This is a genomic window from Nitrincola alkalisediminis, from assembly GCF_009821115.1.
GTDB lineage: Bacteria > Pseudomonadota > Gammaproteobacteria > Pseudomonadales > Balneatricaceae > Nitrincola > Nitrincola alkalisediminis.
The window spans coordinates 169,556-182,999 of record NZ_VYTY01000003.1; the positions used below are offsets into that span (position 1 = coordinate 169,556).

Annotated in this window: 14 protein-coding genes; 8 read left to right on the top strand and 6 right to left on the bottom strand. The window is 45.8% G+C overall.

The genetic code is table 11. The annotated features are described in order from the left end of the window. Positions 1-52 precede the first annotated feature (52 nt). The 4 genes from F5971_RS06235 to F5971_RS06250 form a co-directional block, all read right to left on the bottom strand. On the bottom strand, positions 53-1,561 hold the full coding sequence (locus F5971_RS06235; RefSeq protein WP_193494451.1) for a tripartite tricarboxylate transporter permease: 1,509 nt from the start codon (positions 1,559-1,561) through the stop codon (positions 53-55). 662 nt (positions 1,562-2,223) lie between these two features. After that, on the bottom strand, positions 2,224-3,168 hold the full coding sequence (locus F5971_RS06240) for a tripartite tricarboxylate transporter substrate binding protein (RefSeq protein WP_193494452.1): 945 nt from the start codon (positions 3,166-3,168) through the stop codon (positions 2,224-2,226). Positions 3,169-3,206: 38 nt separating this feature from the next. Then, positions 3,207-3,695 (bottom strand): universal stress protein, encoded by a 489-nt coding sequence (locus F5971_RS06245; protein ID WP_193494453.1) that lies wholly within the window; start codon positions 3,693-3,695, stop codon positions 3,207-3,209. Positions 3,696-4,304: 609 nt separating this feature from the next. After that, entirely contained in the window at positions 4,305-4,541 is a 237-nt protein-coding gene (locus F5971_RS06250) for a hypothetical protein (RefSeq protein WP_193494454.1), read from the bottom strand. Positions 4,542-4,586: 45 nt separating this feature from the next. Between F5971_RS06250 and F5971_RS06255 the strand changes: the two genes are divergently transcribed. Continuing rightward, positions 4,587-4,832: an amidohydrolase family protein gene (locus F5971_RS06255; protein WP_193494617.1), complete on the top strand. Its 246-nt coding sequence runs from the start codon at positions 4,587-4,589 to the stop codon at positions 4,830-4,832. Positions 4,833-4,972: 140 nt separating this feature from the next. Here the strand turns inward: F5971_RS06255 and F5971_RS06260 are convergent, their stop codons facing one another. Further along, positions 4,973-5,875 (bottom strand): LysR family transcriptional regulator, encoded by a 903-nt coding sequence (locus tag F5971_RS06260; protein WP_223116275.1) that lies wholly within the window; start codon positions 5,873-5,875, stop codon positions 4,973-4,975. A 150-nt stretch (positions 5,876-6,025) separates the two neighbouring features. On the opposite strand from F5971_RS06260, the gene F5971_RS06265 reads away from it, so the two are divergent. From F5971_RS06265 to F5971_RS06290, 6 genes are all read left to right on the top strand, one after another. Beyond that, positions 6,026-7,060, top strand: coding sequence for an ABC transporter substrate-binding protein (locus tag F5971_RS06265; RefSeq protein ID WP_036507681.1), 1,035 nt, complete (start codon positions 6,026-6,028; stop codon positions 7,058-7,060). Positions 7,061-7,127: 67 nt separating this feature from the next. Then, on the top strand, positions 7,128-8,147 hold the full coding sequence (locus F5971_RS06270; RefSeq protein WP_193494455.1) for an ABC transporter substrate-binding protein: 1,020 nt from the start codon (positions 7,128-7,130) through the stop codon (positions 8,145-8,147). 6 nt (positions 8,148-8,153) lie between these two features. Next, complete coding sequence (locus tag F5971_RS06275; RefSeq protein WP_193494456.1) at positions 8,154-9,188, top strand: FecCD family ABC transporter permease; 1,035 nt, start codon at positions 8,154-8,156, stop codon at positions 9,186-9,188. Further along, on the top strand, positions 9,185-9,937 hold the full coding sequence (locus F5971_RS06280; protein ID WP_193494457.1) for an ABC transporter ATP-binding protein: 753 nt from the start codon (positions 9,185-9,187) through the stop codon (positions 9,935-9,937). The genes F5971_RS06275 and F5971_RS06280 overlap by 4 nt, the downstream gene beginning before the upstream one ends. Positions 9,938-9,954: 17 nt before the next feature. Then, the gene (locus F5971_RS06285) at positions 9,955-10,392 is read left to right on the top strand and encodes a pseudoazurin (RefSeq protein ID WP_036507699.1); all 438 of its coding nucleotides are present in this window, start codon (positions 9,955-9,957) and stop codon (positions 10,390-10,392) included. Between the two features lie 9 nt (positions 10,393-10,401). Next, positions 10,402-11,280 carry a DMT family transporter gene (locus F5971_RS06290; protein ID WP_193494458.1) on the top strand — a complete coding sequence of 293 codons (879 nt, stop codon included), beginning with the start codon at positions 10,402-10,404 and terminating at the stop codon, positions 11,278-11,280. A gap of 14 nt (positions 11,281-11,294) precedes the next feature. Here the strand turns inward: F5971_RS06290 and F5971_RS06295 are convergent, their stop codons facing one another. After that, the gene (locus tag F5971_RS06295; RefSeq protein WP_036507704.1) at positions 11,295-12,221 is read right to left on the bottom strand and encodes a DMT family transporter; all 927 of its coding nucleotides are present in this window, start codon (positions 12,219-12,221) and stop codon (positions 11,295-11,297) included. Between the two features lie 223 nt (positions 12,222-12,444). Here F5971_RS06295 and F5971_RS06300 point away from each other — a divergent pair, with 223 nt between their 5' ends. Beyond that, complete coding sequence (locus tag F5971_RS06300; protein WP_193494459.1) at positions 12,445-13,323, top strand: AraC family transcriptional regulator; 879 nt, start codon at positions 12,445-12,447, stop codon at positions 13,321-13,323. Positions 13,324-13,444 lie beyond the last annotated feature (121 nt).

Sequence of the window (13,444 nt, forward strand, 5' to 3'; positions counted from 1 at the left end):
GTGTTTAACCATGTGAGGTTAGGTATATTGAGAGGGATTTAATATAAAAGTCTTAGGGGTTATTATGCACCTTTGGAATTTTTATAAAGTTCCAAGAGCGTATCTTTCCGAGTACGAAAATAAATATGGTAACCAATATTATGCACAGAAGTGTTAAGCTAATTGGGCGCGAAATAAATATTGATAAATCACCATTTGATATCCCCATCGACTGAGTTAGTCGTGTTAGAAATACTGGGCCCAGTACCATGCCAAGAATAATTGGAATGGCCGGTATGTCATTCTTTCTTAATACGTAGCCAACGCAAGCAAAGAAAAGGGCGATTAAAGTATCTGTAATCTGATAATTCTGGCTGTAGCTGCCTATGAAACCAAGAACAAGAATGACAGCTCCAATAAAACGTCCTTTAATTCGTGTTAAATTAACCATCCATTTGGTTGCAAAAGTGAGATAAAAGAATGCGACAATATTCATTAAAAATAAAGATATATAAAGTCCTGAAATAAACTCCGGTCTTTCAACAAACAAAGTTGGGCCTGGAATATAGTTATGCACCATAAATACAGCCAGTAGCATTGCCATTAGCGCATCGGCTGGGATACCAAACGCTAGCAAAGGTACCATCACTGAAGCCGTAACAGCATTATTCGAGGTTTCTGAAGAAATTAAACCGGCAGGATTGCCTTTTCCGAAGCTGTCTGGGTCTTTTGAAAACTTTTGAGTCAGGGTGTATGAAAAAAACTGGGAGCCAAACTCACCAACACCTGGTACTAAGCCCATAATGACGCCAAGAAATGCCGAGCGGAGAACAACCAGCTTGTGTTTCAGGAGTTCTATCACGCCTGAAAAGTATCCGCCTCCATCAAGCTTTGTTTCGAAGCTATCATTGCCTTTGCTTGATAAGAGTACAAAGGCTTGCGACATGGCAAACAATCCAATGACGGCTGGTACTAGAGGGATGCCGCCGAGCAACCAGGTTTGATTGAAAGTAAATACTTGAGTGTTATAGGCTCGGTCTAAGCCAACTGTCCCAAGAAAAAAACCGAACCCTAACATAATGATGGCCGCAATGACGTGCTTACGATGGGCTAAAACGACAAATATCATGCCGAGGAGCGCGAGCATCGCAAACTCCGGTGATCCAAACTTTCTAGCAACGTTGGCTAGGGTTGGTGCAAGCAGTACTAATGAGGTGACACTGATCATCCCACCCACAAATGAAGACGTGTAAGCGATAGATAGAGCTCTCTTTCCCTCGCCTCTTTGAGCCATAGGGTAGCCATCATAGGTTGTCAGAACGGCAACCGGTGTTCCGGGAGTATTCATGAGAATGGCAGGTATCGCCCCTCCATACCATGCCCCACCATAGACACCCACCAGCAACATGACGCCCGCTAGCGGCTCCATTGAAAAGCTCAATGGCAGCAGAATAGCAATGACCCCTGCAGGTTCTAGCCCAGGTATTGAGCCAATAGTGACACCAATTAAGGCACCTATAATAATAGCAAGAATAACACTTAGTGTTGAAACTTCATTGAAACCTAATATGATATTATCCATTTCTACAGCTCATCAAAAATACTTGTTTAAAAAGTCTGAAATTGGAATGGGAAAAAACTCATAGAGCCAAACGTTATCCATCCATAAACCCAAAGAAACTCTAAAAATTAAAATAATAATGATGGTTGCAATTAGACTCATGGATAGCCAAAATCGATTTATCAATCGTGTCAGAAATAACAATGTGCAAATAAAAATTAGCGTAGATAGAAAGAAGCCTAGTATTCCAATTGACTTTATATAAATGTAAAAAAGAAGACATGTCAGAATAGGTACCCGTGTGTCTGATAAGCCTTCGTAGAGGTATTCTATCCAGTATTTAGGGTGTGTTTTTAACGCTTTTATAAGGACTCTGCATACATAAATAAATGAAAATAAAGTCATAACAGATAGACCAATAATTGGTCCAAACGCTGGCTGAAGATACCAATTCTTACCTTCCATTGTTGTCACTTGACTTGGTAGAAAGAGTAACAATGCAAAACTAATTAAAAGTATGCCTATGTAGAATGGGTATCTTTCATTCCCATAAAGTATTGAAGTCACTCTTATATCCTTTAAGGATCTAGATTGATCAGCTTTTGTTATTTTCATGTGCTACGACTCCGAATGTAGCATTGCTTCAGCACATCCCGCATTCACAATGCTTTATCAGGGATTATTTATCTCATGTACTGAAGCAGCTCTCTGCTCAGTTCTATTTCTTCTATGATACGCTGGCGAGAGTCCGCTTCGCCTTGCCAATAGATAATCGCACCAGTTGTTTCACTTATTTGTTTAACTTGCTCTGATCTCAGAGCATTCCTAGCAATTTCAGCAATGCGTTGTTTGATCTCAGTCGGAGTGCCTTTTGGAACAAATAAGCCATTCCAAGTCGTCAGTGTAATATCCGTTATTTCACTGAGCATTGGTGCTTCAGGAGCAAGATTTATTCGTTCAGATGTAAAGGATACAAGGACCCTGACCTCTCCTGATTTTAAACATGGGAGGATAAGTTGTGTCGTTGTGTTGATTACGTCAGCATCTCCATTGGTTAGTACAGAGCAGTCTGTAGCATCAAATGGCGCGTCAGAGCTAAAATTGATGTCCAATTGTTTTGCTGCACTGAATGTCATTGCAGTTGGGCCTGCTTGATATCCAAAGTGACCGAGTGACACTGGGTTTGTTTGTGAGTATTCAGCCAACTCTTGAATGGTGCTATAAGGGGCATCACTTCGTGTGGCGATAACAAATGGGTAGTCAAGAAAAATGCCGACAGGTTCGAAGGTTGACTCATCCCAAGGCACAGACTTAGACATGATTTTTAATGTGAGCAAGTCATTTACAAAAGAGCCTATGGTCAACCCATCAGGCCTGGCTCGTGCTACATCGCTCGCACCGATGACGGCTCCGCCGCCAGGTCTATTCACGACAGTTGCTGGCTTTCCTGTTTCTTTGCTCATTTCTTCAGCGATAATACGCGTCAAAATATCTTCAAGGTCACCTGGTGGCCAAGGGACAACAAATCTTACAGGGCGATTGGGATAATCACTTGCAAATGCAATGGGAGCCGATGCGGCGACACAGGCCAAAAGGCCTCCTATAACTGTTTTTGTAAGTTTTTTCATGTTAAGCCTCTTGTTGTTTGAGTTAGGTTTGAGTCTGTTTATTCGGCCTCAAGTGGGATGATTAAAACGGGTATGTTGCTGTGATGTATCACTTTTCGGGCAGTTGATCCGAGAAAAACACGCGCCAGAGAAGAGCTTGATCTGTCCCCCATAACAATCAAATCTGCATTGAATCGGTCAGCGGTATCGAGAATGACTCGATCGGCTTTTCCTTGAACAACTTCGATAATCGGTTCTGGAATATTGGGCATTTCCTGCTTTATCAGAGCTTCTTCATGGTAGTCGGTTAGCCTTTTCTTGATCTTCTTACGTAGCTCTGTGTACATGTTCTGAAGTCTTACTTTGTTGAAGGCTTCCGGCATGTAGGCATTAATGAGTTCTTCAGCTGTTCCGGCATCGGATTCCAAGACGTGTAAGTAAATAATCTGAGCATTACTGAGAAATGCTTGATGAATTGCCGCTTGAAAAGCAGGCTTACTTCCTTTCCCCATGTCTGATGCATATAAGATAACGCTAATGTTTTTCATGACTACACCTAGTTAAATCTCATAATGTGAGAATAGTGATTATTTGGTGCTTGAGCAATAGTTGATTGTTATATTTATAGTCATTTACGTATCTTTTATGATGAAAATAATTCATTTTAACCCTGCAGCTTTGCCTCGTTATTGTTCAAGCGATTCGAGGAAAATGAAAGAAAGTTGAGTCTAGAGTTAAGGTGTTAGGAGGTATAAAGACAGCTTAACTGTCTGGGATGAAACGTAATTATAAAAGTAAGAGTGGGTCGTTGTATGTGTATTGAAGTAATCTTTTTTTAGAAATGTTTGTTTAATTTATTGATTATAAATCAATATTTATAAACAGTTTTTGGTATGAAGTTGTTTAGATAAGCTGGATAGATGGAAGGCTAGAGTCTTAATTGGGCGTGAAATAGCCGCTTGGCCAACCCGAATGTGCTCATGTTTTTGCGGGTATTTGAGACGGTTCATTATTGTGCATACTTGCACTGTATTGGGTCATTTCTCATAATTTGATAATTATAATTTATTGCGTAGTGCTATGGTGTCGCATGTCCGTGGATGTGGGTGGGTCATGAAGACCTACCCGAAAGCAGTCACTTTTATCAAAATGTACATTTAGCCTAGGGTATTAGGCCCCTTTTCTCGTCGATAAAATTTGAATACTTGTGAGCCAAGAACGATTACCAGTAGCGCAATAATGCCCTGAGAGATAGGACGAGTGAAGAAAAGCGTCCAGTCATTTTGTGAAATCAACATGGATAAGCGAAAATTGCTTTCAGCCATAGGACCTAATAACACTCCTAGGACAATTGGAGCCAGTGGGAAGTCTAAGCGGTTTAGTAAATAACCCATAAGACCAAATCCCAGCATCACATATAAGCCGGTAACGAGGGCAATATTTGGCTTAAACTGTCAGCCCCCTACCGCTCACCAGTGATTGATTTAAAGCCATATACACACGCATTGTTAGCGTATTTAGGGAGCGATCGACTCGTCTGGGGTAGCGATTGGCCTTGGACTCGACATGAGCAAAAGCATACATATGCAGAAACATTAAAGTGGTTAAGTTCGTGGGTGGCTGATCCAGCGGAGGCGTTTAGGGTGCTTGAGGAGTCACCTAAGGCTCTATACCGACTCTCTTAAAAAACTCTTATCCAGCGTTAGTTTAAGCAGTTGGGAGAGTCACGTAGTTAATAAGGTCTATGGCTGTATTGGATGCCATTTTCTTCGTTTGGTGTCATTGAGAGAGAGCCCAGTTAAAATTGTGAGGTTGTATGTACGGATTAGACATCGAAGGTTTGAGCATGAACTTCATCCATGCATTCAGCGAATGACTGAATGAGGTCTGCGTTGTGTAGGTTCTGATCATGGCAAAAATAATACGAAATAGGTGTTTGAGGTAAAAAGGGTTTGATGCAGAGACCTGTTTTTCGCCAATAGGCTGTTGCAGGATGAACCAGTCCCACGCCAAACCCAGATTCAACGAGGTTCATGACCAACGAGGCTGTGGTTGCGTTTATCGTGAGTTTTGGACTGCAATTAAACTGATCAAATAGTTTGCTTTGTACTGCACTGCATAGGTCATTTGGATTGTAGTCAACGAACTCAAACTGATGAAGATCCTGTGCATGAATGACGTCTTTACTCGTGAGTGGATGGTCTTGCGGCATCACACAGACTAAGGAGGAACCCAACACCGTCTCAGAGACAAATGCAGGGTGATTAATGGGGGTTGAAATAATGCCTACATCCAGTTTTCGGCTAATGAGTAAATCTTTGATCATGGCGGTATTCCCCGTCATCAGAGAAAGATGGATCGTCGGGTGTCGTTGACGAAACGCTTTACACACCTCTGCCGAATAGCGACTCGCCAGTACAGGCAGGAGTCCAATTGAAAAGACTCGAGGACCTTCTTTTTTTAAAAGCTTTATTTCTCGACCCAGTTGAGACAGTTCGGTAAAGACGCCATCGCTGTGTTCGTAGAGTTTTAGTGCTGCAGGTGTGGGTTGCAGGCGTCCAGAGCGCCGTTCAAACAAGGTCAACTCAACATCCTCTTCCAGTGCTGAAATGAGTTTGCTAACGGCGGATTGGGTGATAAACAAACTATTGGCTGCACGGCTGATGGATCCATGCTTAATAACGGCTCTGAAGGCTTCCATTTGACGAATATTGAAACTATCACACATACGTTGCCAGCCTATTGAACGCAAGTTGAGAAGGGGGTATTCCGTTTAGGAAAGTTGACTTAATATTAAATCAATTGATAATCATTAGCAATTGCAAGGATAATAGCCTTCTGATTAAATCACGCAGTGTTTGAACTGAAGGAGATCTACATGGCAGTTATATTTTCACATCCTATTTCACGTGCCTTGCTAATGGGCAGTCTGATGACTGGGCTTTCGAGCGTCGCTATCAGTCAAACGCAGGAATTGTCTGAAACACTTGATAACTGTGGTTATCAACTGAATGTGAGTGCTCCACCTGAGCGCGTGATTACGGTTGGGCAAGCCTCTACCGAGTTGCTATATCGCTTGGGGTTACATGAAAAGGTTGTGGGAACGTCTAACTGGTTTACGGATGTTGCCCAAGAGTTTGAAGAGGTGAATGCCAATATTGAACGCTTGGCGGATAACTTTCCGAGTTTTGAAAGTGTCGTGTCAAAACGGCCCGATCTTGTCACGGCTGATTTTTTGTTCAGCGTAGGACCTCAAGGCGTGGTTGGTACACGTGAGCAGTTTCATACATTAGGCACCCAGACCTATGTAATGGCCTCACAGTGCTTGGATCAGGATTCCAGCCGTGGTGTGGATGGCGTTCGCACGGCAATGTTTACACTGGATAACCTATATAAAAGCATTCGTGATTTAGCAACAGTGTTTGATGTACAGCCAAAAGGTGAAGAAATCATTCGTGACATTCAGCAACGGGAAGCGAACGCTATCGCTAAAGCGGCTGAGCAGAATCTTGGTGATGTGTCCGCTGTATTTTGGTTTTCCAGTGCTGCGTTAGAAATGGATCCTTGGGTTGCAGGTAGTCAAGCGGTTCCTGGCTGGATGATGTCCACGTTAGGTATACGCAATGTTGTTGAGTCGAATGAGGTCTGGCCATCTGTTGGTTGGGAGTCAATCGCCAAGGCTAATCCAGACTTTATTGTCATTGCACAGATGCAGCGTCGTCGTTTCGAAGCCGATGATTACGAGAAAAAATTAGAATTTTTGCGTACAGACCCCGTGACGCGCCATATGGATGCTGTGGTGAATGATCGCATCATCATTATGGATGCGCATGCGATGGAAGTGACTCTTCGTTCAATAGAAGGTTTAGAAAGGTTAGGGGCGGCGCTAGAGACGTTTAAGAATAAGAGTTGAGTGAGCCGTTGTAGCGTTAAGAGGCCCTCTTAACAGCGGAAAATCATCAAGATTGAAGAGAATAGATATGTCATTTTTATTTGGGAAATTGTCTCGGTTTATCACCATAACGGGCGTTTTAGTGGGGGCGGTAACGCTCAATTATAGTCAAGCGTCAAACTTTCCTTTGGAAATAGAAAACTGTGGTAAAACTGTGCAGATGAGTGCTCCACCTGAGCGTGTGATTACGGTTGGGCAAGCCTCCACTGAGTTGCTGTATCGCTTAGGTTTGCATGAACGGGTGATCGGCACGTCTAACTGGTTTACGGATGTTGCCGACCAGTATGAGGAGGTCAATGCTAAGATCGAGCGCTTGGCGGATAATTTCCCTAGTTTTGAAAGTGTTGTCTCTAAACGCCCAAATCTTGTGACGGCAGATTTTCTGTTTGCAGTAGGGCCTCAGGGTGTAGTCGGCAAGCCTGAACAGTTTCAGTCACTTGGGATTGCAAGCTATGTGCTTGACTCTGAGTGTGTCGGGTCGAACTCGGATGGTTCTCCAACGGCATTTCGCTTGGACAGTTTGTTCCAGAGTATTCGAAATCTTTCAAGTATGTTTGATGTGCAAGCGCAGGGCGATGAGCTGATTCGTGAGATACAAGGACGTGAAGCCGCTGCCATTGCCGACGCTCAGCAGCGTAATCTGAATACTCTTTCTGCCGTGTTTTGGTTTTCCAGCGCTGATATACAAATGGACCCTTGGGTGGCCGGAACAACTGGGGTACCTGCTTGGATGATGTCAACCTTGGGCATTAAAAATGTCATCGACGCTCCGGAAGAGTGGCCTTCTGTGGGCTGGGAAAGCATTGCCAGAGCAAACCCAGATGTGATCGTTATCGCAGACATGACTCGTCGTCGCTTCGATGCCGATGATTATCAGAAGAAGTTGGAATTTTTACGCTCAGACCCTGTGACACGCCAAATGTCAGCTGTCGTGAATAATCGCATTGTTGTCATGGACGCTCATGCAATGCGAGCTACGTTGCGTTCGATTGAGGGGCTTGAGCATCTGGTCGAGGCCTTGAGCCCAATGGATTTGGCTGGGAAATAGTTGCACATGTCCACACTTGTTTTGCACAAAACCGCCAGCCTTGTGATTCAGTTGCTCAGAGGCTTATTGCTGGCGGCCAGTATTCTTCTGGCGGCTATTTTACTGGCCGTAACCATTGGCGAAAGTTCGATTAGCTTGCGGACGGTGTATCAAACACTGGCCAACAAACTTTTAGGTGCTCAGTATGCCGTTGATCTGATCGATGCCGGTATTCTATGGGAGTACCGCTTGAGCCGAGCTGTCATTGCCTCTTGCTGTGGAGCTGCTTTAGCGGTGAGCGGCGTAATTTTACAGTCGTTGTTACGAAACGTCCTGGTTGATCCCTATATTTTAGGGATCTCTGCGGGGGCCTCTGCCGGGGCTGTCGCTGTCACGATTGTGGGCATAGGTGCTGGTATGCTATCTATGTCAGCAGGGGCGTTCTTGGGAGCGCTGCTGTCATTCGGTCTCGTGTTGGCACTTTCCCGAGTCACAGGACAGATCATCTTGGCCGGAATAGCCGGGGCTCAATTGTTTCATGCACTTTCGGCGTTAATGATTACCAAATCAGCTAATGCTGAGGCCGCCCGTGGAATCATGTTTTGGCTGTTGGGGAATCTCAGTGGTGTGCGTTGGGGAGATGCTTGGCTTGCGGTTCCTATCGCTCTCATCGGTCTGGCCATCGCTCTATACTATGCCCGCGCTCTGGATGCCTTTACCTTTGGGTCGGAGGCTGCAGCGTCGTTGGGGATTCCAGTAAAGCGAGTGCGGTTAATTTTGATCTTGGTAACGGCATCCATGACAGCCGTTATGGTGTCGATGGTTGGATCAATAGGTTTTGTAGGGTTGGTGATTCCGCATGCCGCACGCTATCTCGTCGGGGTACGTCATGCTGTGCTACTGCCTGTTTCCGCCTTGATGGGGGCTGTGTTTCTAGTCATGTCCGATATTCTTTCTCGTATTGTCGTGCCTGGACAAGTCTTACCCATTGGCGTAGTGACGGCCTTGATTGGCGCACCTGCCTTTGCCTTGATTCTGATTCGGGGGGCGAAGCACAAATGATTTCGGTTCAGAATGTCAGTTATCAACTGCGTGGTAAAACCTTGATCAGCCCGCTGTCCTTTGAGGTGCAGCCTGGTGAGGTTCTGGGATTGATTGGCCCTAATGGCTCGGGTAAATCAACGCTCTTACGCTTACTGGCGGGCATTACTCAGCCAAGTCGTGGTGAGGTCTTCTTAAAGGGGAAAGCGATACATCAGCTCCAACGAGGAGAGGTTGCACGCCAGATGGCCTTTGTGACACAGCAAGCCGAAACACACGAGCATATTCAGGTTCGTGATGCTGTTGAACTGGGACGGACGCCTTGGCTTTCTCTGCTGAACCCTTGGTCAGAACGGGATCGTTACATTGTCGACGACGCCATGCACGCGCTCAGTATTCAGCACCTTGGGGATCGTATTTGGCAGACTCTTTCGGGTGGCGAGCGCCAGCGCGTTCATCTGGCCAGAGCTCTAGCGCAGCAACCTGAAATACTGCTGCTGGATGAGCCGACGAACCACTTAGACATTCAAAATCAGCTGGCTATTTTGCAGTTGGTCGAGACGTTAAAGACGACCATTGTCGTTGCTTTGCATGACTTGAATCAGGCCGCTCGCTGTGATCGTTTGATCATTATGCACGCCAGTCGTCTGGTTGCGATCGGTAAGCCTGAAGAGGTGCTCACACCTGATCGTATTTGGGACGTGTTTGGGGTAAAGACTCGAACAATTCATGACCCTGAACTGCAACGACCCTTACTTCATTTTTTCTAATTACATAGGATACTCCAATGAGAACCTTGCTATTACTGGCGTGTGTGCTGTTTATGCCGTATCTCGCGGCTGACACCCTTCACGAAGTGAAAATGCTCAATATGAATGCAACAGGTCCGATGCCATTTGAGCCCGATTTTTTGGCGATTAATCCAGGAGACAGCATTCGATTCATACCGGAGCATCGGGGGCATAATGTCGGAACGATAAAAAACTTTATCCCTGAAGGTGCCGCAACATTTATGAGTAAAATAGACGAAGACTTTACAACGCAGTTTACCCTTGAAGGATGGTATGGGCTGAGATGTCCGCCCCATTACACCATGGGGATGGTTATGCTGGTCAAGGTTGGCAATCCATCGATTGATCAGCTGGTTCTCCCAGATGACCTGCCCGCTGCAGCATTAGAGCGTTTTAATACGATTATTGATCAACATGTGGCTGTGACAAGGTAATTCTCAGACATGAACGCTTGGAAGGGTATTTCGCTACGGCTCATTGCGACGGGTTTATTTGCCGGGATGGCGCTCTGTGTGAAGATCGCGTCAGCCGACGCGCCAGTGGGGCAGATTGTCTTTTGGCGTAGCAGTATCGCCTTGATTCCCATTGTGCTCTATTTGATGTGGATGAATGCCTTTCCAACGGCCTTGCGGACGCGGCATTGGAAAGGACACCTTTCGCGCAGTGCGTATGGTTGTCTAGCGATGTTTCTATCCTTTATTTCCTTGGCGTATTTGCCTTTATCCTTAGCCGCAGCACTGGGCTTTTTGGCCCCGATTTTTGCGATTCCCTTGGCGGTTATGCTGCTAGGAGAAAGGCCCTCTTTTTATCTGGTCATCATGGTATTGACAGGGTTTTTAGGTGTTTTGATTATCTTATATTCTTCTTTGGAATCGCCTGATATGACCAAAAGCACATTGCTGGGGTGTATGGCAGGGTTGGCGATGGCGATCACCACCGCAATTGCAAAAGTTAAAATCAAACAGCTAACGCACACAGAGCATGCGGGTAGTATTGCCTTTTATTTTGCACTGATTTGCAGCCTGTTCGGCTTGTTGACCGCTTTCTTAGGGTGGGCACCATTGGATACGCACACCCTCTTTTGGCTGATCAGTGCAGGCTTATTTGGAGGCGTAGCCCATGTTGTTATGACAGAAGCCATGGCGAGAACATCGGTTTCTACGCTCGCAGTATTTGAATACACGGCGATCTTTTGGGCGCTCGGGCTCGACTATAGCGTCTTTGGCGGCTTGCCCGATCCCATCGCGCTGGTCGGTGTCGTGATCATTGTATTGGCTGGAGTCGGTGTGCTGAAAATAGAGTCACGACCTGTAAGGGGGTAGTTGTTAAGCGAGGCTTAGTTCGCCGTTTTCATCCCCTTTTCTTCAGCCATTTTGGTTGTTGTAGGTTTTACCGAGCCCCCTTTAATAAACATGACCCCGTTACCCACCAAAATCATAACTAGACCGAGCACGGCTGGAAGTGTCCAGACATAGCCTTCGAAGAGCGTGGAGATACCCAAAGCGACCAGTGGGAAGAGCAGAGTGGCATAGGCGGCTTGGCCCGCCCCAATGCGTCCAATCAGCGCGAAGTAGGCGCCAAATCCTATCACTGAGCCAAATATTGCGAGATAGAATAAAGCGCTTAAATAACTAAAAGACGTATCCAATGTGAAAGGCGTACCCGTGAGCAGGACAATCGCGAGCAGAGTGAGGGCGCCATACGACATGGCATAGGCATTGGTTGAGAGTAAATCCAGTCCCTTGCGTTGATGGCGCAGACTAATCATATTGCCCAGAGAGAACCCGTAGGTGCCAAGGAGTGCACAGCCCAGTCCGAAGAGAACGTCCAGATTGAAAGACTCGCCCGTGAGATCTGGCCAGAAGAGTAGCAGCATGCCGATCAGACCTAATCCATTTGCCAGATAAATGCGCGAAGTAATGGGGAGCCGAAAGAAAATCACGCCATTGATGGCATTGAACATCACGGCCATGGAAAAAACGACCGAGTTCAGCCCCGATGTGATGTATTGAGTCGCCGTATAAAAGAGTAGAAAGTTGAAGCAAAAAACACACATGCCCTGCATCAGACAGAAAAGATGATCACGGGGATTAATACGGCGCAGTTTTCCAAGTACGGCAAGACACGTCAGCAAAAACAATGCGGCCAGCGCAAAGCGATAGAATACCGAGACAGTGACAGCGACTTCACCAAGTTGAAATGCAATAGCGATCCAAGTGGTGCCCCAAATTAAAACCGTAGTGATATACAAAAAAGCGTTCATGTTGATCCTCGAAACCTGCAGCTGATCAAATCTTCTGCGATGGTTATGTATTGGTGATGTGTCACTATAGCGAGGATGGCTGTGTTTGATCTTGCAGATTGCTGCACTTAACTTTCATATTCTTGCGCTTTTTTAACAGGTAGGGATGATGTCTGCTTGGCAGCAGCCGGAGGGATGTTTAGTATCCTGAAATAGGAGAGGCTAACATTGAGCAGGGGGCGTTATGCATTCACACTATCAAGTTTTTAAGCAGATGAGTCGACACAAACCCGTGTTGAAAGCAGGCTCTAGCCTTGAGAACGGTATGGGATTGGCGCGCTGGTTTAATGACGATGATCATATTGCTCTGGACAAGTCAGAGCATCACACATTGAGCCTGTACGTTGCCGATGGCTTCGAGTGCTACCGCAAAACACCACATGGATGGCGCAACGGTGGTGCGCCCGGTCGTTTTTGCCTGATGCCAAAGGAGCACGAGTCCGCTTGGGATATTCGCGGCCCACTGGAGTTTGTGCATCTCTATTTCACGGACCAGCACCTCAATACCCTGACTGAACAGGTGTGGGACAAGTCGCCATCCAGCCTGTTGCTTGATGAAATGCATTTTGCTGAAGATGCCAGTATTACCCTTCTTTACCATCAGTTTTTGTTAAATCTAAATTGGCAAGAGCGCAGTGATCAGCTGGCCCTGAGCAGTGCGACAACCTTATTGCTGATTCATTTACTCAAAACCTATGCTCAGTGCAATTGGCAGCTCCCTCAGACACGGGGCGGATTGGCACCCTATCAACTCAAGCGTGTGCGTGAGTACATCGAAAGTCATTTGAATCGACCCTTGTTGTTGCGAGACTTGGCGGCTCAGGCATGCCTTAGCGAGTACCATTTCTCGCGCATGTTTCGTCAGAGTCAAGGCCTGGCGCCGCATCAATACGTGTTGCACAGACGCCTACAGCGGGCCGAAATGTTGTTGAAAGAGACGTCCTTGCCCTTAGTGGATATCGCCCTGGAATGCGGGTTCAGCTCATCGAGCCATTTATCCAATCGATTTCGGCAGGTGAAGGGTGTGCAGCCTTCATATCTAAGAAAATCACTTACGGTCTAAACAAATACTGTCGTTATAAAGACATCTCAAATGTATAGACTTAACCAGTCTTGTTTGAGTAGACATGACGGTTGGAACAATATTCAAATGTGTACTAGTGTTTCAAGTGGCTAGATTTAAT

Coding starts and splice junctions, on each gene's coding strand:
- F5971_RS06235 (WP_193494451.1), bottom strand. CDS start 1,561: ATGGATAATATCATATTAGGTTTCAATGAAGTTTCAACACTAAGTGTT.
- F5971_RS06240 (WP_193494452.1), bottom strand. CDS start 3,168: ATGAAAAAACTTACAAAAACAGTTATAGGAGGCCTTTTGGCCTGTGTC.
- F5971_RS06245 (WP_193494453.1), bottom strand. CDS start 3,695: ATGAAAAACATTAGCGTTATCTTATATGCATCAGACATGGGGAAAGGA.
- F5971_RS06250 (WP_193494454.1), bottom strand. CDS start 4,541: ATGGGTTATTTACTAAACCGCTTAGACTTCCCACTGGCTCCAATTGTC.
- F5971_RS06260 (WP_223116275.1), bottom strand. CDS start 5,875: ATGTGTGATAGTTTCAATATTCGTCAAATGGAAGCCTTCAGAGCCGTT.
- F5971_RS06265 (WP_036507681.1), top strand. CDS start 6,026: ATGGCAGTTATATTTTCACATCCTATTTCACGTGCCTTGCTAATGGGC.
- F5971_RS06270 (WP_193494455.1), top strand. CDS start 7,128: ATGTCATTTTTATTTGGGAAATTGTCTCGGTTTATCACCATAACGGGC.
- F5971_RS06275 (WP_193494456.1), top strand. CDS start 8,154: ATGTCCACACTTGTTTTGCACAAAACCGCCAGCCTTGTGATTCAGTTG.
- F5971_RS06280 (WP_193494457.1), top strand. CDS start 9,185: ATGATTTCGGTTCAGAATGTCAGTTATCAACTGCGTGGTAAAACCTTG.
- F5971_RS06285 (WP_036507699.1), top strand. CDS start 9,955: ATGAGAACCTTGCTATTACTGGCGTGTGTGCTGTTTATGCCGTATCTC.
- F5971_RS06290 (WP_193494458.1), top strand. CDS start 10,402: ATGAACGCTTGGAAGGGTATTTCGCTACGGCTCATTGCGACGGGTTTA.
- F5971_RS06295 (WP_036507704.1), bottom strand. CDS start 12,221: ATGAACGCTTTTTTGTATATCACTACGGTTTTAATTTGGGGCACCACT.
- F5971_RS06300 (WP_193494459.1), top strand. CDS start 12,445: ATGCATTCACACTATCAAGTTTTTAAGCAGATGAGTCGACACAAACCC.